Annotated in this window: 18 protein-coding genes and 1 tRNA gene; 8 read left to right on the forward strand and 11 right to left on the reverse strand. The window is 50.9% G+C overall.

Features of this window, described 5'->3' with window-relative positions:
* Positions 1–2 precede the first annotated feature (2 nt).
* Genes dpdJ through dpdD form a run of 3 tightly spaced genes read left to right on the forward strand, consistent with a single transcriptional unit; the run spans position 3 to position 7,154 of the window.
* Positions 3–4,439: a protein DpdJ gene (gene dpdJ / locus OK412_RS15365; RefSeq protein ID WP_264353314.1), complete on the forward strand. Its 4,437-nt coding sequence runs from the start codon at positions 3–5 to the stop codon at positions 4,437–4,439.
* 11 nt (positions 4,440–4,450) lie between these two features.
* Positions 4,451–4,981: a phospholipase D-like domain-containing protein DpdK gene (dpdK, locus tag OK412_RS15370; RefSeq protein ID WP_264353315.1), complete on the forward strand. Its 531-nt coding sequence runs from the start codon at positions 4,451–4,453 to the stop codon at positions 4,979–4,981.
* Positions 4,974–7,154 carry a protein DpdD gene (dpdD, locus tag OK412_RS15375; RefSeq protein WP_264353316.1) on the forward strand — a complete coding sequence of 727 codons (2,181 nt, stop codon included), beginning with the start codon at positions 4,974–4,976 and terminating at the stop codon, positions 7,152–7,154. Before dpdK ends, dpdD begins: the two co-directional genes overlap by 8 nt.
* 20 nt (positions 7,155–7,174) lie before the next feature.
* On the opposite strand, the gene dbpB is transcribed toward dpdD, so the two are convergent.
* From dbpB to OK412_RS15410, 7 genes are all read right to left on the reverse strand, one after another.
* Positions 7,175–8,302 (reverse strand): DGQHR domain-containing protein DpdB, encoded by a 1,128-nt coding sequence (gene dbpB / locus OK412_RS15380; protein ID WP_264353317.1) that lies wholly within the window; start codon positions 8,300–8,302, stop codon positions 7,175–7,177.
* Complete coding sequence (gene dpdA, locus OK412_RS15385) at positions 8,299–9,549, reverse strand: tRNA-guanine transglycosylase DpdA (RefSeq protein WP_264353318.1); 1,251 nt, start codon at positions 9,547–9,549, stop codon at positions 8,299–8,301. Before dpdA ends, dbpB begins: the two co-directional genes overlap by 4 nt.
* A 71-nt stretch (positions 9,550–9,620) precedes the next feature.
* A complete protein-coding gene (locus OK412_RS15390; protein ID WP_264353319.1) occupies positions 9,621–10,445 on the reverse strand; it encodes a hypothetical protein in 825 nt (274 codons plus the stop codon).
* A 981-nt stretch (positions 10,446–11,426) separates the two neighbouring features.
* Positions 11,427–11,511, reverse strand: a tRNA-Leu gene (locus tag OK412_RS15395).
* Positions 11,512–11,722: 211 nt separating this feature from the next.
* Positions 11,723–12,754: a DUF1176 domain-containing protein gene (locus tag OK412_RS15400; protein WP_264353357.1), complete on the reverse strand. Its 1,032-nt coding sequence runs from the start codon at positions 12,752–12,754 to the stop codon at positions 11,723–11,725.
* A 149-nt stretch (positions 12,755–12,903) separates the two neighbouring features.
* A complete protein-coding gene (locus OK412_RS15405) occupies positions 12,904–13,290 on the reverse strand; it encodes a hypothetical protein (protein ID WP_081273846.1) in 387 nt (128 codons plus the stop codon).
* 29 nt (positions 13,291–13,319) lie between these two features.
* A complete protein-coding gene (locus OK412_RS15410; RefSeq protein ID WP_264353320.1) occupies positions 13,320–13,781 on the reverse strand; it encodes a hypothetical protein in 462 nt (153 codons plus the stop codon).
* A 378-nt stretch (positions 13,782–14,159) separates the two neighbouring features.
* Here OK412_RS15410 and OK412_RS15415 point away from each other — a divergent pair, with 378 nt between their 5' ends.
* Both OK412_RS15415 and OK412_RS15420 read left to right on the forward strand, forming a co-directional pair.
* The gene (locus OK412_RS15415; RefSeq protein ID WP_264353321.1) at positions 14,160–15,173 is read left to right on the forward strand and encodes an HNH endonuclease domain-containing protein; all 1,014 of its coding nucleotides are present in this window, start codon (positions 14,160–14,162) and stop codon (positions 15,171–15,173) included.
* A complete protein-coding gene (locus tag OK412_RS15420) occupies positions 15,170–15,847 on the forward strand; it encodes a class I SAM-dependent methyltransferase (protein WP_264353322.1) in 678 nt (225 codons plus the stop codon). The genes OK412_RS15415 and OK412_RS15420 overlap by 4 nt, the downstream gene beginning before the upstream one ends.
* A gap of 141 nt (positions 15,848–15,988) precedes the next feature.
* Here the strand turns inward: OK412_RS15420 and OK412_RS15425 are convergent, their stop codons facing one another.
* Complete coding sequence (locus OK412_RS15425) at positions 15,989–16,120, reverse strand: hypothetical protein (protein ID WP_264353323.1); 132 nt, start codon at positions 16,118–16,120, stop codon at positions 15,989–15,991.
* A gap of 184 nt (positions 16,121–16,304) precedes the next feature.
* On the opposite strand from OK412_RS15425, the gene OK412_RS15430 reads away from it, so the two are divergent.
* Together OK412_RS15430 and OK412_RS15435 are read left to right on the forward strand one after the other, a co-directional pair.
* Entirely contained in the window at positions 16,305–16,892 is a 588-nt protein-coding gene (locus OK412_RS15430; RefSeq protein WP_264353324.1) for a hypothetical protein, read from the forward strand.
* Positions 16,873–17,082 carry a hypothetical protein gene (locus tag OK412_RS15435; protein ID WP_029519648.1) on the forward strand — a complete coding sequence of 70 codons (210 nt, stop codon included), beginning with the start codon at positions 16,873–16,875 and terminating at the stop codon, positions 17,080–17,082. Before OK412_RS15430 ends, OK412_RS15435 begins: the two co-directional genes overlap by 20 nt.
* A 765-nt stretch (positions 17,083–17,847) precedes the next feature.
* Here the strand turns inward: OK412_RS15435 and OK412_RS15440 are convergent.
* Positions 17,848–18,669, reverse strand: coding sequence for a nucleotidyltransferase domain-containing protein (locus tag OK412_RS15440; protein ID WP_264353325.1), 822 nt, complete (start codon positions 18,667–18,669; stop codon positions 17,848–17,850).
* Between the two features lie 4 nt (positions 18,670–18,673).
* A complete protein-coding gene (locus tag OK412_RS15445; RefSeq protein ID WP_264353326.1) occupies positions 18,674–19,897 on the reverse strand; it encodes an RtcB family protein in 1,224 nt (407 codons plus the stop codon).
* A gap of 183 nt (positions 19,898–20,080) precedes the next feature.
* Here OK412_RS15445 and rtcR point away from each other — a divergent pair, with 183 nt between their 5' ends.
* Entirely contained in the window at positions 20,081–21,661 is a 1,581-nt protein-coding gene (gene rtcR / locus OK412_RS15450) for an RNA repair transcriptional activator RtcR (RefSeq protein ID WP_264353327.1), read from the forward strand.
* 301 nt (positions 21,662–21,962) lie between these two features.
* Here rtcR and OK412_RS15455 read toward each other — a convergent pair whose 3' ends face one another.
* Entirely contained in the window at positions 21,963–22,958 is a 996-nt protein-coding gene (locus OK412_RS15455) for a YsnF/AvaK domain-containing protein (protein ID WP_264353328.1), read from the reverse strand.
* Between the last annotated feature and the right edge of the window lie 3 nt (positions 22,959–22,961).

Genomic DNA, 22,961 nt, shown 5'->3' on the forward strand with positions numbered 1-22,961 from the left:
TTATGTCTACGGCTGATTTGTCCCACCTGCACCAGGCGCTAGACCTGCTCGAAGAGCGAGAAGCGGAACTGCTGGTCTGGGGGGATACGGATGGCGCATTTACCCATGCCGATATCATCTCACTCTTTACACGGAACCTGCCCTGCGAAGATGCCGAATCGTTACTGGCAGAGCTGCAGAATGCTGCCATGCTCTTCAGCGTCCCGACCAGCAAAGGGGAGGCGCGCTACCGCACGCGTATGGCGGAATCGGTCCACTTGTTCCGACACCAGCGTCAATGGTTCCGTGATCAACCGCTTCAGCGAGCCCGGACGCTGGTCGCCGACTACCGTTTCGTCCGTCGCCCGCGCAACTATCCGAAAAGGGAACTTCCGGCGCAAACAGTGCTGAACAAATGGGTCGACGTTCCATGGATGAACGAAATTAAACACCAAGCACTTTCCCGACTGATCGGTGACTTTTCTATTGCCGGTTTTCAGGAACGTTCAACCGAACGTATTTTGCGCGCCTGGCACTTTCATAGCAATCATGCTCACGCGAAAGAAGCCACCGGGACTATTGTCTGTGCAGGTACGGGGAGTGGTAAAACGCTGGCGTTCTATCTCCCGGCACTCACTTCGCTCCTTAATGATATTCAGCGCGACAATGCACAGCGAGTCAGGACGCTGGCACTGTATCCACGTAAAGAACTGCTTAAAGATCAGTTCATGGAAACCTGGGGCAAATGTCGTGAGCTCGACAGTCAGGCCATGACACAGGCAGGACGCAAGATCCGTATTGGCTCTTTTTTTGGTGACACCCCGTTCAGCCATCAATACGCAACAAAAGATAAAGACAAGGATATGCCCTTTGATTTACTCCGTTGCCCCACGCCAAAATGTCCGGGGCAAATGCACTGGAAAGCAGAAGATATCAAAGCGAAAAGAGAGATTCTTCGTTGTAGCCACTGCGATCATAGCGTAGACAGTGATGAAGTGATCCTGACCCGCGTCTCGTTAATGAAAACCCCGCCTGACATCCTGTTTACCACCACCGAAATGCTCAATCAGCACCTTGGGAACAACCAAGCGAATCAACTATTTGGCATTGGCATCGGCGTAACGCCGCCGCCGGTAGTCCTGCTGGATGAAGTACACACCTATGTGGGGAATACTGGTGCACAGACGGCCTATCTGCTGCGACGCTGGATGCAACTTGCACGCAGTCGCCCCCATTTTGTCGGGCTGTCGGCAACGCTGAGTGACGCCGAACGTTTCTTCGCTGACCTGGTAGGCGCGCATAAAAAACATGTAGCTCTTATCGAACCGAAGATCCACGAAATGGAAGATGAAGGGGCTGAATATCTGCTGGCATTACGCGGCGATCCGGTTTCACAAACCGCCCTCCTCTCTACGACTATACAGACCAGCATGCTCGCCCGACGTATTCTGGATACGAAAAGGAAAAAATCGCGCGGGACATGGGGGCAAAAAACCTTCGTCTTCACCGACGATCTGGATGTCAATAACCGACTTTATTATCAATTGTGTGACGCCGAAGGTTGGCGGTCGCGCGGTCAATATTTATTCGTTGCGAAACCGCCGCTGGCCGCTCAGCGTCTGGAAACACCGCAAAACAGCCATGCGCTGACTCAAGCAGGACAGAACTGGCGTATCGCGCAGGATATTGGTCACCCACTTGACGAAAATGACCGGGCCATCGTCGCCCGAACATCCAGTCAGGACGTCGGGGTCGATCCTAGAGCGGAAATAGTGATTGCAACCGCGTCTCTGGAGGTGGGCTTTAACGATCCCTCCGTTGGCATGGTTATTCAGCATAAAGCGCCACGTAACGTTGCCTCCTATTTGCAGCGTAAAGGGCGTGCCGGTCGTTCAAGAACCATGCGTCCATGGATGGTCGCAGTCCTGTCCGAATTTGGCCGAGACCGCGTCGTTTATCAACGCTATGAAGAACTCATTAATCCAGAGATAAAAGGGCAGTCGTTGCCGATGGGCAACATTCATATCCAGAAAATGCAGGCAGCAATGGCGACACTTGACTGGTTGAGCATGAAGATTCCTGGAAGTAATATCTGGTCATTGCTGAATAAACCGCAGGCAAAGCGAGAGTCTCTCGACCATCTTGATCGTATGCTCCACCTGATTACCGCCGTGAGCGAACAACATGCATGGCAGCAGGAGTTTGAGAAGTATCTGTTCTATGCGCTGCGCATCACTGACGAGCAACTTCAGCGCGTACTGTGGTCGCCTCCCCGTTCGATCATGATGGAGTTGCTGCCGACATTAAAACGACAACTCACCACCCAATGGTCGCGGATGGGCCAACCTGAAGCAGACCGTTCGACGGGACGTTCCCCGCTTCCGGCCTTTATTCCTTCAGCGCTATTCAGCGAACTCAATCTGCCAGAACTGGAGATCCATCTTGAGCGGAAGTTCAAGAAGCGTGAACATTTGCCCTTTATTCAGGGTCTGAAAGAGTTTGCGCCAGGACGCATTTCTAAACGCTATGCCGTTTATTCCGACAATGAAGTTGACTGGCTGATACCGGACAAATTTGTTCCGGCAATGAACTGCGTTTCAGATGTTGATTTTGAAATTGAACAGGCTTTCGGCGATACCTGGCAGCCAGAGTGTGTCATCGAGTGTGAAGGTCAGCCTCCTATTAGGGTCATTCGCCCGATGCAAGTGCTTACACGCGCGTTGCAATTCGAGCAAAATCTCACCGAGAAAAGCAACTCGCAACTGTGCTGGCATACCCGGTTTAATCCTGACGATCAGGCCGATCCGCTCCCCATTCCTGCAGGCCCGTGGATGGACATCCTCCGCTCCATGACATTCTTTACCCACCAGAATATGACACCTCTCGACGTCACGCGTTACGCCACCCACGCAACGGCCTCGTTACGCAATAAAACAAAGCAACAGGCGCATGTGAACTTCAGGTGGGTCGAACATGGCGAGCCTGTCGGGGTTGGCGTACGGCAGTGGGTGGATGGCGTCCGGCTCAGATTTACGCTTCCGCCCACTCTGCTGCAACGCCTCCGACATGACCCGGCCATTCAGCGCGCACTACGAACTCTCTATTTCCAACATCGGATCAAATATGAACCACGTTTCGAATATGACACGTTCACCGCTGACTGGATCTATGAGTGCTACCTGGCTGCGGTCACGCGGGAATTGGTCACGCAGTCGTCTCTGGCTGACGCCATCGCGGAATTAAAAACCCCGGACGGCCAACGTAGACTGGCTGATATCGCGGACTCTCTCTTCCAGGCAGAAAATATCTTTGAAAATAGCGAGGATGGTGAAGACGACGCCGAAAGCCAGGAATTGCAGCAACATTTACGCAGCTTGTTTAAAGAGACCGACATCCTTGACATGGTGGACAAGCACAGCGCGATCTTGACTCATGATCTCAGTGATGATGTCGATTTCCAGAACTGGTTACAGTGTCTGCTGACAACGACCTTTGCCGGAGCGGTCAAACAAACCAGCCACCTGTTACTGCCGGATGTTGATGAACGCGGCCTGGTGGTGGATACCGAACTCAACGACGAGGTACTGGACGTCTGGCTGACCGAATCAGAACCCGGAGGTTGTGGCATCATTACCCGTCTGGAAGACGTTTTTCATCAGGATCCAGTCTCCGTACTGAATCTGTTTATGCGTAGTTTTGCCGCCAGCGATTACGAGCAGATCGACTACGACCTGTTTGAGATGCTTTCGCGACTTCCCTCTTCAAGCGAACTGCAGGAAGCCTTGAACTCTATACGTAAGGCCAGCAACCATTCGCAGCGCCGTGAGGCTAACGCCCGCCTCCGAACGCTGCTGAAGGCGCAAGGATTTGCACTCAGTCACAGTTTTATGTCGGTGCTGCACACGCGGATCCTACGCCCGGGCAGCCAGGCGTCACATGATGCGCAGATGCTGACATATCTCAACGCATGGCGGGAACTGGAAAACAAAGCCGGATACGAAATTGCTCTGAATATTTTTGCCCATACCCAGGCGACGCAAGAACTGCCTGGCGCCAGTGTGACTAATGTTTTTGAGCGTTTTTGCAAAATTCAGGGAATGCTCTGGCAGCGCGGTAATGCCATCCGTCAGTCGGTTCTCAGCTATTACAACCCCTTTAAGTCCGGTAACAACCTGACTGAACGACTGCTGCTAAGCTCACTGTTTCAACAAACGGTGTGCAGCATCAGCATCAGTGAGAGCGACTGGTTAGCACAGTTACATCACGCTATTACCCAACACGGCTTTGCAGAATTGCATATACCGCGAGAGGCTCGCCATCGAATTGTCGAAGTGATCTCTCTGGTGCAGGTGACCCCGATTGAGTACTTTGGTTTGCATCTCTACCCCCGGGAGTCCGCCGTCGACTATCAGGGTGGCAATCTGGTGTTACGTATTGAACTGGCCGAAGCGCTGCTGTAAGGAACGCAGAAATGGAAGAACAACGACAAATTTTCCTGCATGGCCCACTGGGCCAGCGACATTTGCGGGAAATTCTCAGCGCGCAGTTTAGTGGTCTAATCCTCTATCCGGAACTGATCTGGCTGATCTCGCCGTGGATAAGCGACTTCGACGTGATTGATAATCGAGGCGGTCAGTGGAGTTTTCTTGATCCTTCTTGGGGGGCCCGAATGATCAGCTTCCAGGAATTACTCGCTACCGCCGTCAACAATGGCTGTCCGCTACGCATCGTGACACGTGAAGACACGCGCAGCGTGGTCTTTATCGAGCGACTACTGGCGCGCTTATCTCCCGATCACGACATGCAATATATATATCACGAGAACCTGCACGCCAAAGGGATGCTGACCAAACACTTCTTTCTGAAAGGCTCCATGAATTACACTTGGAGCGGTGCAAACCTGAACGATGAGCATCTGCTGTTTTCAACCAATAATACGGTTATTTCAGATGCGTTGATTGAATTTAGCGGCCAGTACACCTTAGGAGACACCCATGACTGATACTTCTCAATGGCTGTGTGACTTCTTTGGCCACGGAAATTTACTGAAGCTGGACAGGCTGCTGGAAAACGTTGAAAACGCCTACCCTGCGGACTTAAAAGCCGTCTTACTGCCGCTCTACGAGAGCGCGACTGACGCTCAGTGGCCGATTATTCTGCCCTGGTGCGATGCCCATCGCTGGGTATTTTTTGCCGCAGCAGAAACGGATCGCACCACGCTGGAGCTCAGCAATGTGCTGAATGCCAGGCTGGGCTCTGCCGATGTTATTGCCGATAGAAAGGTGACTTTAGTCCCGGCGCAGGGAGCGACGTCGCTGTCTGAAACGGCTCTGCTGACACACTGTCCGGCAGGATTTATACGAATCGAATTACTTCCCACAAAACAGAAAGATAAACCGGCAAAAGAGCGGATCTTCGCAGCGCTCAAAGACGTTATCACCCTGTTTCGTGACAGACCATCAATGGTTCGTACGGTCAAGCGCCCCTTTGGGCGGATCTTAAGTGATTTTATTCTGGCAAATAGCCAAAAAGAAGAAGCCACAAGCGACGCTTTACTACAGGAACTGAAAAACAACGGCGCGCTTTCGCGGCGCAACCTTATGCTGCTCGAACTCCAGCAGGCGGGTAAGTTGGAGAGGTGGGACACGCTGCTGAATCACGATTCGCTTGCGGATTTGGTGCGGGGACGCATTCCCACAACTCTGATGAGGATGCTGCTGAAAGCATACCAGCAGGTATATTTTACGCCCGACAGCTACGGGTATCCGCAGGCCTCCCCGACGGATCTTCGCCCGCAATGTCTGGCACTACATCCTCTGTTTATGCAGATGCCTTTCTTATCCCAGGATGACGCTGACACAGCTGCGTGGAAAAGTTGGGCCACCGGTGTGATGCTTATTGGAGAGGTCGACCTGCTCAACGCGTTGCCAGAACGTCTGAAAACCGACTGGCTGAGTGGATTACACACTTGGGCCAGTAGACCGTTCAACGTTGTGAGTCCGTCAGAGACGACAGCGACAGCGACGGCGTCGGTTCCGGATACACTGCAACAGATTGCCGCATATCTGCAAGCCTCCCTGACAGCTACGCAAGAAGAGATTACCAGCTACGCGCAAACACTCCGCACGCTGGATCAGAAGTTGATGGAGCAGGCGATGGCGGTACCGCTGCTGAGAATACTCATTGAGGAAATCCGCCATCTGAGCAATCCGCAAATCGTGGGCTGGGATATCTGTTTCTCCCGACTGTGTCAGTCAGAAGTCGACAGTAACAGCCTGGTGCAGCTGGTCGCGCTAGAAAGTGAAAACTGGCCCGCCGATTCGTTTCATGAAACGACGATGCTCCAGTTACTATCAAGTCAGGTTCCACCAGACGCGTTCCCGATCCTGCGTAACGTGATGCCAGCCTTTATTGAATGGCTTGAACGTCATCAACTCAGTCTGAGTAGCACGACGTGGCTGAAGTGGCTGGATGTTCTTGCGATGGAGCAAAGCGTCAGTCAGGCGGACATTAAGCTGGCCGCGATGGCGACGGACCGGTTCCTACAAGGCTCCGTTAGCCAGGATGCATATCAACAGTCCGGTGCCATGCTGGAATTGATCGTAGAACGAGCCAGTTCTTTCCGCAACCTGTCTGCGTTGTGCGAGTTAATCGAACTCTTCCTTGATGCTCCAGTGCAGGATCTGGCGACACTCACCTCGCTTTGGCTCAGAGTTCAGTCTTTTGTGGGCGGAATATGGGAGCGACTGGATCCAACTACTCGTACCGTTATGCGTAACTTGGCGACAGGCGTGCTAGGGGAAGGTGCAGAGAGCGTATTTCCGGCTGAGAAGGATAGCGGTACGGCAGATGCAGAAGATGAGTTGCCGGACTTATCCGGAGCCAGAGTAGCGATTTATAGCCTGACAGAAGGTGCGGCGAGGCGCGCGAAACAGATGCTGGAAACGCTGTTCGCCGGGATCAGAGTGGAGATCTGTCATGCACACACGGCAACCGATAAGCTAGTTAATCAAGCGAAACAGGCTGATTACTTCATCTTTTCGGCAGGCAGCGCCACTCATCAGGCCTTCTACGCAGTCTCATCGCAGCGCAGAGATTTAATCTATCCGACAGGTAAAGGTGCGGGGTCAATGCTGAACGCGTTTATTGCGCACGTTCAGCAGAAGTGGCATTAAAAGGGGCAAATGCCCCTTTTTTATATATTGTCGTTCGCTGCTTTGATATAACTCGTGACCAGATAATCTGTCACTAACGAAATATCTTTTGACAGATTCTGCAACTCATTCCACTTACGAACAATACGCTGACCATCGATGTCAGTCCCAAAGTCCCACGTCCCGTTACTCCATGCGCATAGCGGCTTGATTCGATTTAACTCTTCAACGAAGCGGATATAGGAAGGGATATCGGTCCAGCCGTTTTCACCTTTGTATTCCTGATGCACGTGATCGATTTCATCCATCAAGCTGCCCAGCGCAAGGATGCCAACGCCGTGTAACAAGCGGGAATAGCGAGGCTTTTTATCCCAGTCATCAGTAAAAACAGTCTCCACCGCTGACCAGAAGTTATTTAACAGCTTAACCATTTTACCTTCATCCCCTAATCCAGTAGCTGGGTCACGGAAGCGATACAACGCCCCATCACGCAGGCTGGAATCGATCATCTTGATCATTGAGTTGTCGGCAATCACTCCATCCGGGTTCGTCGCAGTCTTAATGCGGCCGGCCAGAGGACCTTCACCAAAGTTAAGCCTCTGAGTCAGAAGCGATGGAAATTTACGCATCTGCAGATCGGATGGAAGTCGACCATGAGTATGCGGAGCCAATTCGTATAACAACGTCTTAGGCAGCGGTTTGGTCGAGTTCACAAGCATAAATTGTTCACGTTGTTCTTCGGCATCATTGGCGATAAATGCTGATACCGGCATCATAAACGAGTCTATCTCGGCATCCCGAAGTGCTGCTGTACGTTGTTGTCCATCAACAATAAAGCCAGGCTTCTCAAAATCCTTGTCTTCAGAGAAGGGAATTACCAGATGCCCCATATCACCATTATCTGATAGCGGCTCAAAGCGTACACGCTGATCGAAAGCAATAATCACAGGGTTTGGGATCATTGGGTTCACGCTTTCGATATACCGCTGGATTTCACGAATATGATTGCGAACCTCTGGCCGTTGATAACCAATCAAACTCTCTTCGCCACGACGAATACGAGATATCGCGGCGATTTTACTTATCTGTTTGCCTTCTATCGCGAGGCTATAAAGTTGCCTGTTTTCTCCTTGCCTGATTCTCAAGGCAGGAACACGATATTCACTCATGACAATTCCTCTGGGCGCTGGGACAAAGTCTGTTGTAAGCGACTGTACAACACCTGAATGTTGTGGAAACCACGGCGACGGTTACGTTCTGCGCCGCGGAAAATGATGGCATTGATGCCAATAGACTTGCAGATATTGCAATGGCACTGTTTCCACGGACGCTCACTTAAAGTACGGTAGTAATCTGCGCGGATTTTATCCGCCTCTTTTTCACCGGAATGAAAGCGTTCATAGGCTAAAACTGCTTCTAATGTCTGCATTAGGGACATCGAGTCGTTGTCGAATTCAAAGAGGGCATTCATGGCATCTTTTTCCAGATGACGTGCAATATCCTGATCAATAATTCCAGACTTAATTTTCCGGCTCAAGCTTGGGTTCGCGTCAAATTGAGGTACACGCACAGCGGTATAGGCTGGGCCAGCAAGAGAGTGATAATTATTTTTCCGATCTTTAAAGGCTTGCTGCAATGGAGTTGTGGAGTCGATGCTGGTGACTCCAAACTTAATAAAATCTACAAAACTCTCTGGACGAGCAATACCAAGTAGGTGCACTTGCGTATCGCTTTTAAGACGTGGCTTGATCTCTTCCAGAGTCTCAAGGATCTGCACCGTTTTTAAAGGCACCATTCCCCCCATCGTGATGTTTTTGTATCCCATAGCCAGAAGTGCCTCTACGGACTGGCGATAGGAATCCTTGCTCCAACCATGTGCGACACCAAATGGGGTAAAGCAGCTTTTGTGCGACTTGTTAAGAAACTCCTGAGCCAGAGTTAGCGTGATATCCTGACGACGACGACATTCGGCCAAAACTTCACCGCCGAATACCTCTCCAGGTTTCTCATAACCAAATACGATATGATCAAGGGATACGCCATAATTGAAACGGGAGGTTTCATAAAATTCAATGACCTCCTCTACTCGATATGGCGGCACATCCTGATTAACATATGTGAATGCGCCACAATCTCCCATCGTTTCCATATTGTCGGGCAAGCGGAAAAAGTGCTTCATACCATTACGGAAGTACCGTAAACGTTGAGCTCGGGTATATTTACTTTCACCACCACCAAGACCATCGACCACTGCTTTAGAAACCAGCATACCGTCGTAGGGGTGAGGAAAAACCTCATGCGGATAATGATCGTCGCGCTGACGAACTCGATGTTCGTTACGCGTTTCGCGGAAGAAGTCGAAACTTGGATCGATAAAATCCTGACTATCCGGAAAAAAATACTTTAGCTTCGACAACTTACTCTCCTGACGCCACTACAAGATCTAAAAAAACAAGCAATTATATCATGAAATCACATCTGGTAGCATTAAGGTTTGCTCTCACTTATGGCCTTGAACACAGCGCGGAACCGCTTCTCCTCAAAGGAATTCCCTTCATCACGGAAAGCCCGAAGAGCATGCGTAGCACTCAAACCAGGCTGCTGACTCATAAGCTTCACAATGTAGTGATTCACTTCTTGAGCGGTACGTCGAGTTCCTTTCTTAGGCTGACGCTCAGGTAATCCGTTTAGCTTTTCTGATAATTGTCGTGAGAGTTTATTTAAATCATTACATTGTCTCTCTGTGAACTCCTTTACTATATAGCGAGCAAGACTAATATTAAGTGAAATCATATTGCAATTTAAAAAGCCAGCCATATTTTGATTGCTCTTTAATAAATAACAGTCCAGTCTTTGCGTGACTTTTTTCGAGGTTATAATTACTAACTGCTTATTTGAATCAACAAGATAATTAAGCCCATTAATAACATCAAGTTCAATAGCATTGATGTAATCAGGAGATCCACAAATTATAAAATAATCTGTGCGCTTTTTTTTCATCAACTCAGTAATAGATGTAGGGTGATCTTTTTTGAAAAAAGATCTTTCAGTTATCTCTTTCCACCATGTTCTATGAAAAGTTTTACCAAAAAACTCATTTGAATACAATGGTATAGATTCGTCATAGCCTGCTGCAAACGTAGCTTTATAGGGTACGATTTTGTCCTTATGATGCAACAGGCCTAGACCTGCAGAAAGAACCCATAGATCAACGGGATACTGACTAAGAGTAGCTTTAGCAATCGCCCAATGCCCTCCTTTATAAAGATCCTCAGTGAGTAAAGTTTCTTTTTCAGAAATAGCCTCACTCATAGCGTTACACCACGAATTTACTAGTACACATGAAGGAGTGCGGCCTGATGAAAACTGACTTAAGCTCAATATCGCTTTGCCACCACTATTCTTGCCGTTTGTGCATGTTGTTATTAAATTGATATTACTCACAAGCGCCCTCCCAAAAATTTGTAGCAAAGCTACCTCAGAAAAAGGGACGTTGCAAGAAACGAATTGATGCCCCTGAGAAAATCTTCAGGGGCAGTTCTCAGTGAGGGATATATTCAAAGTATTCATCCTGAGAGCTTGAGCAATCCTGACACCTCCTAAGAATCCCTTTCTTCTCCAAAGAGAGACAAAAAGTTCTACATGTCTCAAGAAGTACCTTAGGCTCTTCACTTTTATCATTTGTTATCAGTGCCCTGGCAAGGGTATCGTAGCTAAAGCCACCAGTAGAGTGCGATATAATGCTCATAGCAAGTTGGGTATCGAAAGCCTTCATAATGCCCCCTTTGAGTAGTACGCATAGTAAATTTATAAAAATTATTGGTTTCGATTCAAGGATACCTTTCCAATTCATCTTATCCCATACTTACAACACTAACATCTTAGTGCAACCTGGCAAGAACCTTACTTAAACAATTTTCGATTTAAAAACCAATTCAAAAATTAAAATAAACATATAACATTCAATTAGTTAAGCAACACTAACTTCAACCAGCTTATATGACCAGGACAGGCTTCAAAGTTCAGATCATAAGTAAAATGCTAAACCTTTTCTTGAGGCTTAGCTTGTCAAGACTTCCATATCTTTCAGAGCCGTGTTAAGCCCTTTATGAGGTTTTTGTGTGGGAATTAGGTATCAAGCGGGATATATCCGCAACGGCATTTGCCTTATACCATTGGTCCAGATCGTATCAGGATGAACATAGGGTGGGTGATAAAGCGTGGCAGGGCTTGAGCAAACCGGAATCCCAGACACAAAAAAAGCCGCCCTTGAGCGACTTTAATTTGCATACTTGGTGCCGAAGGCCGGAATCGAACCGGCACGCCTCGCGGCGGTTGATTTTGAATCAACTGCGTCTACCGATTTCGCCACTTCGGCACTGAAGGGTATGCGGAAAACGTTGAGGATTATACCGTTACCCCCTGTTTCCGCAACCCTTATCCGCAGGCTAAGGTGCAACTGCTGAAAAAACCATCTTTTGGGTTCTCCGGGACACTGCGTGACATCCTTGTCAGAAATTCTTCACTCACCCTCGCCCGACGTAAAGCAGTCGCTTCAGAACTCATGTTTCATTAGCAAAACAATAGCTCTAACCCGAAACAGGCTTCACATCCGTTACCAGTGTCGGCAGATCCCAGGTGCCGCCCGCATGGATATAACGGCACATACCAGTCCCGCCGTCATAGCTTTTGCGGAAGGCCTGACCGTCCCATACCCAGCTTTCCTGACTCATACAGTCACCAATACCGCGGCCTTTCTGCACACTGGTAATTTCGCCCTTGTCGTAATCCGACCCGGAAATGGTCACGAGCACTGGCGTGCCTTTAAGCTGGTTATCAATGACCCAATAGCCATATCCTTCGTTGTAAGCAGCACGCCAGCAGAGCGCCGAAAGCAAAGCGTGTGTGTCATCCAGCGGCGTAAGAGTCAGTCCGTCGGTTTCCGGATCGCTGTTTTCTGCAGGTGAATACAGGCTGTCGCACGTGTCATCGTCATTGTGATTGACCGTAGAAAGCAGTCGGGTTTTCAGCGCGTCCATTTCTGATGCGGTCAGCAGACGGGGTTCGCCGCCAAGGGTTTTTGCCGCCTGAATAACCGGTGCGGGCACAGCCTTAGCCACGCTGCTCTCGGGCTTATTGCCCTTTTTGGTGAGCGCACCTGGCGTGCCGATACGGCCCTGCACGTCGTCCGCTTTCAGCAGCACGGCATAAGCGCCATCGCCAGAAAGCAGGAAAGGCTTTGTGCCACCTTTAAATTCGACTTTACCGCTGCCTTTGACGGCGCTGATTACCGCAGAGGTCTGGCTGGCCGACATTCGCCAATTGTCATCAGCCGCCACCAGATCGCCAGCTGATTTTCCGTTGATCCACAGCGTCAGCTTTTCCGCCGGTTTGCTGTCATCTTCGGTGTCGCCCAGCGTCACTTCTCCCACTGGCTCCGTTCCCGGTCCAGCGGCACGGGTGAGCAGGATCGAGCCAGACGGATCCTCTTCTTTGGCATAACCCGCAATGCGACAGGTCCGAGTGTTATCACAGACAACTTCCCAGTCTTTGTGCTCAAGCGTTTTTCCGCTCTGGGCGGCCTGAGCCGACAGGGATAATGCCGCCAGTACGAAAAGCATCGGTTTACAGTTCACTTTAGTCCCTCAGGTTGTATTTCTGATATCAGCACAGGTATCACTCTTTCACCATCGGTGTGAGGGAACCCAAAGCCATTGTTAATCGCCGCCAGGCTTTGAAAAAAGGTTACGCCCCGTCCTGGGCGATGCGCCTATCGGGTAACTCTCTCTTTTTTGTTAAGCGCTTCAACCAGCACGCTATGCAGCTGGCCGACAGAGAGATCGCGGATGACAGACACAGGAATACCGCGCAGTCGTCTGCAGAGATAAACAATGCCAAAAAAATCGATGCCTTCACTATGGAAAAGATATTCGTTTTCTTTCAGAGAGAACGCCTTCCTGAAACCACCTTCTTCTGCAGAAAAGCTCACGCCGAAAACTTTTTCGGCCTCCTCCAGCAATTCAACACCATCATCGCCGGTAATCCCCAAATCCTTTTCCAGCCAGGTATTTTCATCGATTATTTCACGTCTGCATCCTGCAAAATCGCGGACAAAAGCGATAACGTCCGCCATTGAGGGTTCCATATCATTGCTCATGCTAAAGCGCTCCGCGCTATCCTGTCATTTTACAGTCGTCCTAAGGTCATTTCCTGCACCTCAGCCGCTGGATTAGCCTCTTTCACGGCGGCAAGAAAACCGGCAAAATCCCGATTAAAAAGGGTGTAGTTGTTCAGGACCCGGAACTCCCTTTCGGTGCTATAAGACCCGGTGACATAACGAACCAGCCATACCCGGCGACTGCTGACTTCAGTTCCGGTGACTTTTATCCTGATAATATTTTCCAGCGGAACTTTGCAAAGCGTTTCGCCGTCACGCTGCTGATACAGGAAGTCGCTGTCATAGTAATAATCTTCCGTGTTCATTCCCAATTTTTTCAATATCGGAGTGTTAGCCGATATCTTTTTCATCTCCCCTGGAGAAGGAGGAGGCCATTTTTTAAGGGGCAAAGGCCTGAAGAAAGACCAGATGAGCAAAATGATGAACACTAACGACAGCAGTGAAATAATAAACGAAAAAATCTGATGCATTTAAATGACCCGACCTGTTCGGATAGCTCCTGATTATATCGAAGAAGGTATGACGCCGTTATCCGTTTTTACTGCCCTGCCCGCTCATCTTTCAGTGCACTACGATCCGTCTGACGCGTACCAGCGACAGACATTGCTGCGCACCTGCCGCACAACTGAGTTGCCTGAATAAATCCGGCTATGGCCCAACGTTTTAGCCTGAGCATCCTCCCTCTACTAACCTCTCACGCTGATGTTGTCTTGATTGCCTTACAGCGCCTGTTCGCCCTTAGAAACGCTCCAAACGCCTCCCCACCTTTACGGTTTACATTTACCTGCATTTGTTATGTGATCCTGTTACGTGAATTCCTCGAGCTGTCTCTCAAAACAGGATCCTGCATGCGCTTTTACCAGGCCGATCCCCGCCTTGAAAACTACTGGCGCGGCGTTATCCTTTTTGGCAAAAACGTCGCCTCTTATAAATTTGCCCTTGCCCATGCGCTGTACGATCTGAAGCAGCCGGATAACGATTTAATTACGCTGGAAGCGCTGGCCGTGCCTTTTGTGCGGCATTTATGTGCCCACCTGCGTCATGCGCCAAAGCAGATCACCAGCAAAAGCAGCGAGTTTCTGGAGGCATGCAGAGAATTCAACGCAGGCGAAATCAGCGAAGAGCAGTTAATTGCTATTACCGTTAAGCGCGGGTTCGCTAACGTCATCGATGCTTTTCATAATGTGAATCACGCCGAGATCGACAAACGCTTTTTCCTGGATGAACGGCGAAGCCATAAAGGCATCCGGCTGACGGAGAACTTTTATCAGCTGACGGAAAACGAACAGTTCGCCAGTCTGAAAGCGGAAACGGATGCCAGATGGCGGCTGGTAGAAGAAGCCTGGGCGATGAACGTTTCACGCAACCTGATTGCGGTTGATTATGACGATAATGACAAGATGCTTTTCACCCGTCAGAGCGGTCGCCGCGTCACCATTACTAGCTGCCGCAGCAGCCTGAATGGCTACCAGAAAGGCCGGTGCTTTTATTGCTTCCGTGCCATTGGCGTGACGGGTGGCGAAGAGAACCTGGCGGATGTCGATCACTTTCTGCCGCTGATGCTCAGCGAGCAAATCGGCAACCTCAACGGCGTCTGGAATCTGGTGCTGGCCTGCCAGACCTGTAATCGCGGCGCTCAGGGTAAGTTTGCGCGCATTCCCTCGATAACACTTTTGCAGCGACTGCATGATCGAAACGAATACTTTATTAACAGTCATCTGCCACTGCGGGAGACGTTAATCCGCCAGACCGGCGCAACGCCGATGCTGCGGCACAGTTTCCTGCAAAACAGCTGGGATACGGCAAAATTTTCTCTGCTCCACGAGTGGCAGCCAGCGGCACAGGGAGACAGCCTGTTTTGAACAACGAAGATTATTACCGGCAGAATGCTCAGCGGTTTTTTACCAATACGGCAAGCGTGGATATGTCTGCGCTTTACCCGCCTTTTATTGACTGCCTGCCACCGGGTGCTCGCATTCTGGATGCAGGCTGCGGTTCAGGCCGTGACGTTAAAGCCTTCAGCGAAATGGGTTTTATCGTCGAAGCCTTTGATGCCTCGGCGGAGCTGGTTGCGCTGGCCCGCCAGTTATCCGGAAAGCCTGTAGCGCAGATGCGCTTTCAGGATGTGGATGCGGTTGAAAGATATGACGGTATCTGGTGCTGCGCCTCGCTGCTGCATGTTTCCAAAGCTGAACTACCCGGCGTCATGACAAAACTGGCCATGGCGCTGAAGCCTGGCGGCGTAGTGTATCTCTCTTTTAAACATGGCCACGGCGAACGGGAAAAGGATGGGCGCAGATTTACGGATATGGATAGGGCTGGGTTACAGAAACTGATCGAGAGGATTAATACTCCCGGCGGCAGCCTCCTGACTAAAAATACGATGGAGATAAAAAGTGAGGCTGGCTCTGAGGACACAGCGGTAAAGAGATTTGCTCTTGAAATAGATAAAATCTGGCAGACCGGTGATGTTCGTATCGGACGCGGCGACGAAGTCTGGCTGAATGCGATTATCAGGAAAAGTTTAATCTTCTAGCTGGCCTGTAAAAAGGCCCTGGCTCCTCCCCCACAAACGCAAAAGAGCCAACCTCGCGGTTGGCTCTTTCTTGCATATCACATGCTCAGCATCAGGCATTATCAGTGCCCATCAGCGCCTGTTGTTGTCAGGATGAGCGCCTCAATGCGTATGGTCATGATGCAGCTTGTTTTCGACCTCATTCTTCACTTCGCCGGCTTTATCTTTCACCTTCTCAGTCAGGCTCTCTTTGTGGTCGCGGTTATACGCGCCGGGTGCACGTTGAAACTTCAAGGAAAGTTTTTTTACATAAAATCTTAAACAGCTGTCATTTTGGCGCGGTCAGGCCCCTCAAAAGATTGCCATGACAGTTACAATATTTTAATGTTAATTCATCAATGGACACGGTTTCCGAGGAAAAGCAATGGACGCAACAATGCTCGCCAGTTCAGTCTTATCGGGCGTAGTTTCAGTACCGATGGATTTTTATCTGGGACTGGAGCGAACCTTTCAGGATTTAAACCTTTCTGATGGCGGCAGAGGCATTCAGTCACGCAATATGCATGACGACGTCCGCGTTGGCCGGGCTGTCTATCAGGCCTTCAGGGACAGAAATAAGATAGCGAAAATCGTTAATATCATCATTGATGATTCGCTGCAGTACCTTCCCGAACCTGCACTGCGTAAGGTTTATGACAAGCTGATAGGCAACGCAACGTCAATGACCAGCCGGACGGCTACGCAACTTACATTGTCTTCTTACCTGGGATCAAAGGTCATCAGTGGTGTCATGCTGTCATTCATTTCCCGCGTGGCACTCCGGGGACTGACCGGTGGCCTGACTGGCGGCGTCATCGCTCAGGGCGTGATTTCCCGCGCCTGTGAAGCCTCCAGACGACTTCAGATACAAAACCCTGAACTGTGGCGAAAACTGCGGATTAACGACTACGACATGCTCTATTTCATGTTCGAAGAACCCCTGCAAAACTTCATCAAAATGGGTGAAATGTTACGTAAAAACCCCTCAGCCTCCAGAGAATTTATTAATGCTATCGAAACTTATTAGACTTCTTCGTAAGCTCATCGCCGAAGTGTCTGGCGGTCTGGTATTAATGGCTATGGTGGTGGGCATTTTTTTGGCAGCCACGCTGAATGAGGGCGCCATGCGCATAATTGCTCCGCTGCTCGTTCTTGTTGTGGGCCTGGTTGTTTACGGCCTGACCTGGCTGATTGCTGAAAAGCCAGACCGTCGTTAACCCTGTACTGACTAAAGCCCGGACAACAAGCGTAAGTCGTCATGAGTTCAGACCAGATATCTAACGAACACGCTGTCCTTGCCTCCTGCGGAATATGTCAGTCTGGAGGTGAATATAGCGATTTTAGTAAAGCAGGATAATAAAAAATCTTTCAGCCTCAATTTAATTACGGCATTAAATTTATCAGCGCGCCTATTACTCCAGTAACAATAAAAGAAAAAACAAAAAGGACGACTCGACAAATACAACCTCAAAGATAAATATCACCCAACCCGATAAAGCCGCTTATAAAATGCGCTATAAACAAAGCGGAAACTTTAATTTAAACCAGGACAGTTCATGATAAAATCAGCAAGGATATTAAATAATGTTTCAGCGGAACGTGCTTATTACTGACTTAAAAAAATTATTTCACAAAATAATAATAACCACAAGAATCTGAATATTTTATCACTTTTATTACAGAAGATTCCCAAAGCGCTACTTATTGAATAAAGTCAGGAGATTTCTACTCCTCAGCCTTTCTTAGGAAAACTGAATAAGCACATACCGAGGTTGAGATGAAACAAGCACAACGCAGTGCGTAGGGATGGGGACTGGCGGCACGTCTGGTAGCAGGCAGTGCATCAGCGGCAAGCTGGCAGGATCAGCTGAGCAGTGCAGCGTCGCTGCTCAGCCAGCAAATAACGGCAGCACCACCGGCACCACGCAGCAGAATGGCGGCATGTCGCTCTCTTCAATTACCAGCATGCAACCTGGCCTCAATCAGCGCGGGCCACTCGGATAAGGCACAGATCTGCTCAGCACGGTTCTCATCAGCAACGCATCCAGATCGCGGCAGTCGCGCCGCTCGCTATCCGGCAGCGTTTCACTGACGCGCCCTTCATCCAGACACTGGTGGATGAAAGCATGGATACGATCCATACGCTCACCATATTCCGCTTCGCCTGCACGCTGCTTGCGCGCAAGCAGCTGTTCGATTTCGGCCAGCAGAGCGGGATCCGTTACCGTCCCTGCCAGCAGATCTTCAAAACGCATAGGCGGCACACCTTTTCCGGCCTCTATCCACTGCACCGCCAGCAGTGGGCGCAACACGTAGAAGTACTTTTTCAGCCGCACGCTGTCGCCCTGCAGATATCCCCGAAAGTTCTTTTTCGCCATTGAGAGATAGTGCCAGCGCGCCCGTAATGGTGAAAACCAGTCCGGTATTCTTTCCCGTAAATCAGCAACGATAGCCGCTTCCTGCTGATAGACCACGGGCGAATCCAGCCATTCGATCAGTGTAGGGTTAGCTCGCTTTAACAGACCCAGCGCTTTTCGCCACTCCCAGCCGCAGACATCCAGCGTATCGTCGATCGGTAGCTCGATGACGTCGCGCGGCGGCTCTACACGCAGATACCACTCCGGTTTATGCACATAGAGAAAACGCACATCGTAATCACTGTCCGGTGAGGCAAAGCCCCAGCCGCGACTGCCCGACTCGCAGGCATACAGCACTTTGACTGCGTGCTCCTCTTCTACCTGACGCAGCACGCCACGTACGCGCTCGCGCATTGCGCTATCCACTCCATGCAATCCTGTTCTCATTTTTTTATCCTTTTACGCAAACAACCTGTGACAGCGTATGCACCACTTCCACCAGCGAAGACTGGGCGGCCATTACGGCATCAATATCTTTATAAGCCATAGGGATTTCGTCGATAACCTCTTTATCTTTTCGGCACTCCACATGCGCCGTAGCACGTCGCTGATCTTCCACGGTAAAACGGGCTTTTGCCGCCGTGCGGCTCATGATGCGCCCCGCGCCGTGGCTACAGGAGCAGAAGCTCTCTTCGTTACCCAGGCCGCGCACGATAAAGCTCTTCGCGCCCATTGAGCCGGGGATAATGCCCATCTGTCCTTTTTGCGCCGAAACCGCGCCTTTACGCGTCACCAGCACCGACTTGCCAAAATGCGTTTCCTGCTCCACATAGTTGTGGTGGCAGTTCACCGCTTCCAGATGCGTGCTAAAAGGCTTACTGATGACACGTGACATCGCCGCCAGCACACGCTCCATCATGGCTTCGCGATTATGGCGGGCGAAATCCTGTGCCCAGCTCACCGCTTCCACATAGTCGTTAAAATGCCTGCTGCCCTCCTCAAAATAAGCGAGGTTACGATCCGGCAGATTAGCGATATGGCGCTGCATGTCCTTTTGCGCCAGTGCGATAAACAGGTTACCGATGGCATTCCCTACCCCGCGCGATCCGCTGTGCAGCATCACCCATACCTGCTGGCACTCATCCAGGCAGACTTCAATAAAGTGATTGCCCGTTCCCAGCGTTCCCAGATGCTGATAGTTGTTGGTTTTAAACAACATCGGATGCTTTTGCGTCAGCGTCTTAAATCCTGGTGCCAGTTCAGCCCAGTGACGATCCACTTCCTGTGGTGGCGTCTGCCAGGCCCCCTTATCACGACGGGAGCGGGTATTCGTGCGGCCATGCGGGACTGCCTGTTCGATGGCGCTACGTATGCCCGACAGATTGTCCGGCAGATCGCTGGCCATCAGCGAGGTGCGCACCGCAATCATGCCGCAGCCGATATCCACGCCGACCGCCGCCGGGATAATCGCGCCTTTGGTCGGGATCACGCTGCCGATGGTGGAGCCTTTGCCCAGATGCACGTCCGGCATCACCGCCAGATGGCGAAAGATAAACGGCATTTTCGCCGTGTTCAGCAGCTGCTCGCGCGCTTCTGGCTCAACCGGCACGCCATTGGTCCACATTTTTATCGGCACGCCCTTTTCCTGCTGGAGGGTCTGATAGCTATTTTTCATTTCGTTCTCCTCATTGCTGTGACTTAGCAATTGCGAATGCCGTGCCAGAAAGCTCTCAGTCGCAGAATAAAATTTATCAGTTTGATTACTAACATCATTTATGATCACTCCGCATCTGCACATTGCTATAACCGGTAAGGAAAATTATCTTATTGGATAAGTTATTTATCTTATGGGATAAACATGAAAGCTAACGTTGTGATAGGTGTGCTGGGCACGGTGCTGGACAGGCGTGGCAAGCGGGAAAATCGCTGGAGCAAATGGCGGCCAACCGTCGCGCTTTGCCAGCAGGACGATCTCCGCATTGATCGGCTGGAACTCCTTCACCAACCGCGTGATATCAGTATGGCGCAGCGGGTGGCTGAAGATATCACGCAGGCATCACCCGCCACCGAAGTGGTGCTGCACAGCATTAAGCTGGAAGATCCCTGGGATTTTGAAGAGGTTTACGGCAGCTTGCTCGATTTTGTCAGTCGCTATCCTTTCAATACCGACACCGAAGAATACCTGGTGCATATCACTACCGGCACCCACGTGGCACAAATCTGCTGGTTTTTACTGACCGAAGCTCGCTATCTGCCCGCGCGCCTTTTGCAGACTTCCCCAGCCAGCAAGGGATCTGAGACGCCAACCGCACTCGGCCACTACTCCATTATCGATCTCGATCTGAACCGATACGCCACACTGACCAGCCGTTTTCAGCGCGAACAGCAGCACTCCACCTCCTTTTTAAAATCTGGCATTGAGACGCGAAACCCTACGTTTAACAGACTGATCGAGCAGATTGAACGCGTGGCGCTCCGCTCCGACTCTCCGATGCTGCTGACCGGCCCAACCGGCGCAGGCAAATCTTTCCTTGCGGAGCGCATCTATCAACTGCGCCATGCCCGCCACCGGCTAGCGGGTAAATTCGTGGCGGTTAACTGCGCTACTCTGCGCGGTGACAATGCGATGTCCACGCTGTTCGGCCATGTCAAAGGGGCTTTTACAGGTGCACAGCAGGCACGTGGCGGCCTGCTGCGGGAAGCCGATGGCGGCATGCTGTTTCTGGACGAGATCGCCGAACTGGGGCTGGATGAGCAAGCGATGTTACTGCGTGCCATCGAAGAGAAACGCTTTTTCCCTTATGGCTCAGATAAAGAAGTCAGCAGCGATTTCCAGCTGGTCGCCGGCACGCACCGGGACATGCAACAGTGGATTGCCGAAGGCCGCTTTCGCGAAGATCTTTTTGCCCGCATCAACATGTGGACGTTTCAACTGCCGGGACTGGCCGAACGCCGCGAAGATATTGAACCCAATCTGGATTTTGAACTGGCGCGTTACACACGTGAACAGCAAACGCAGGTGCGATTTGATAAAGAAGCGAGAAGTCACTTTCTGCGTTTCGCCTGCTCGGCAGAAGCCAGCTGGCGAGGCAATTTCCGCGAACTAAGCGCTTCCGTCACACGTATGGCGACCCTGGCGGAACAGGGAAGGATTTCTCTGGAACTGGTAGAAGAAGAGATTGCCCGGCTGCGCACCAACTGGTGCTCTCCGGTTGTGCTGGCTGCCCAGCCAGATCCCCCTTTAGCGCAGTACGATCTGTTTGATGAGTGCCAGCTACAGACGGTGTTAAGCGTCTGCCGCGCGGCAGATTCGCTTTCCGAAGCGGGGCGACGCCTGTTTGCCGTCTCCCGCCAGGGGAAAAAACAGCCCAACGATGCCGATCGCCTGCGTAAGTATCTGGCACGGTTTGGGCTGAGCTGGGAAGAGGTTAAAAGATAAAGCGCTTGTTGGCCTTCGTAGTTGTAATACTGCACTGCACCAGATAACGCTGGCCATTAATTTCCAGGTCGCGCCAGAGCTTTGTCGCCATTTCTGGCATTGCCTCAATAATAGTTATCTCTATTTTTGAGCAGCATTACATTGCCAATCTGTTGCCTGTCGACTCCTCCCTAAACACCATCCTGTTCCCCCACAAACGCAAAAGAGCCAACCTCACAGTTGGCCCCTTCTTGCATCTTGCATGCTCAGCATCGGGCTTCAGCTGTGCCCATTAGCGCCTGTTGTTGTCAGGATAAGCGCCTCAATGCGAGTGATCGTGCAGTTTGTTCCCGACCTTATCCTTCACTTCGCTGGCTTTCTCACTCACCTTCTCAGTCAGGCTCTCTTTGTGGTCACGGTTATGTGCACCTGGTGACTGCGTGCCTGCGGCGGCGGTCGCAGGTTTTACCCCTGCATTCGTCCCTGGAAGTTCGCGCTCCAGACCACCTCGTGCATGGTCGATATCCACTTCCTGACGACGCACCGTGTCGTTAATCGTCTCGGTACGATCGCTGCCGTCGGTACGGACCACCACTTCTTCTTTCACGTGGGTCGTTTTGTTGATCACCGGCTGCTCATGCGTCTCAGCAACTTCTACGGTTTTCTCGGACCAGTCCACTTCACCGGCCAGCGCGGGTTCATTCACCGAACGGCGGAAGATGTCGGCGTGCTGCTCATGCAGCGAGATATCTTCAGATACGGTATCGGTCACGGTATAGCGGCGTACGCGGGTGGAACCTTCGCTCACCAGACGTTTACCCACTTCTACCTGCTCTTCGGCCAGACGCAGAATATCAGCTTCGCTCTCATCACCGGTCAGTGAGGTGCGTCGCGGTTCAACCTGGCGGTCGTTGGTCTCACCGGCAAACTGCTTACCGGCCGTCGTCGGGTTGATGCCCGGCGCGATGGTGCCATTCTCAACCGAGCTTTGCATACGTGACGGAACGTCCACCGAGTCATGAGAATGGAGAATGGTCATGGCGCGAGCCAGCTTCTCCTCCTCGGTGCGGATAGTCAGCACTACGCCGCCCTTGTCCATCGCTCTGGTGTAAACATCGGCCTGCTCTTTATCAACGGAGTGACCAAACAGACGCTGCCAGATACTTGGATGGCGGATAGAGTGTCCTTCCTCCTGCAAACGTTCTCCACTGATAAGACTGATGTCCCGATCAGAAAAGCCTGCTTTCACGAGATTTCTTTTCGCGGCCTCTGCCTGAATTGCAGAATCGAACAGTGTTACGATTTTTTCATGTGCCATGAT

The organism is Pantoea sp. JV6 (assembly GCF_025910055.1).
Classification (GTDB): Bacteria; Pseudomonadota; Gammaproteobacteria; order Enterobacterales; family Enterobacteriaceae; genus Pantoea; species Pantoea agglomerans.

Coding starts and splice junctions, on each gene's coding strand:
- dpdJ (WP_264353314.1), top strand. CDS start 3: ATGTCTACGGCTGATTTGTCCCACCTGCACCAGGCGCTAGACCTGCTC.
- dpdK (WP_264353315.1), top strand. CDS start 4,451: ATGGAAGAACAACGACAAATTTTCCTGCATGGCCCACTGGGCCAGCGA.
- dpdD (WP_264353316.1), top strand. CDS start 4,974: ATGACTGATACTTCTCAATGGCTGTGTGACTTCTTTGGCCACGGAAAT.
- dbpB (WP_264353317.1), bottom strand. CDS start 8,302: ATGAGTGAATATCGTGTTCCTGCCTTGAGAATCAGGCAAGGAGAAAAC.
- OK412_RS15390 (WP_264353319.1), bottom strand. CDS start 10,445: ATGAGTGAGGCTATTTCTGAAAAAGAAACTTTACTCACTGAGGATCTT.
- OK412_RS15400 (WP_264353357.1), bottom strand. CDS start 12,754: ATGCTTTTCGTACTGGCGGCATTATCCCTGTCGGCTCAGGCCGCCCAG.
- OK412_RS15405 (WP_081273846.1), bottom strand. CDS start 13,290: ATGAGCAATGATATGGAACCCTCAATGGCGGACGTTATCGCTTTTGTC.
- OK412_RS15410 (WP_264353320.1), bottom strand. CDS start 13,781: ATGCATCAGATTTTTTCGTTTATTATTTCACTGCTGTCGTTAGTGTTC.
- OK412_RS15415 (WP_264353321.1), top strand. CDS start 14,160: ATGCGCTTTTACCAGGCCGATCCCCGCCTTGAAAACTACTGGCGCGGC.
- OK412_RS15430 (WP_264353324.1), top strand. CDS start 16,305: ATGGATTTTTATCTGGGACTGGAGCGAACCTTTCAGGATTTAAACCTT.
- OK412_RS15435 (WP_029519648.1), top strand. CDS start 16,873: ATGCTATCGAAACTTATTAGACTTCTTCGTAAGCTCATCGCCGAAGTG.
- OK412_RS15440 (WP_264353325.1), bottom strand. CDS start 18,669: ATGAGAACAGGATTGCATGGAGTGGATAGCGCAATGCGCGAGCGCGTA.
- OK412_RS15445 (WP_264353326.1), bottom strand. CDS start 19,897: ATGAAAAATAGCTATCAGACCCTCCAGCAGGAAAAGGGCGTGCCGATA.
- rtcR (WP_264353327.1), top strand. CDS start 20,081: ATGAAAGCTAACGTTGTGATAGGTGTGCTGGGCACGGTGCTGGACAGG.
- OK412_RS15455 (WP_264353328.1), bottom strand. CDS start 22,958: ATGGCACATGAAAAAATCGTAACACTGTTCGATTCTGCAATTCAGGCA.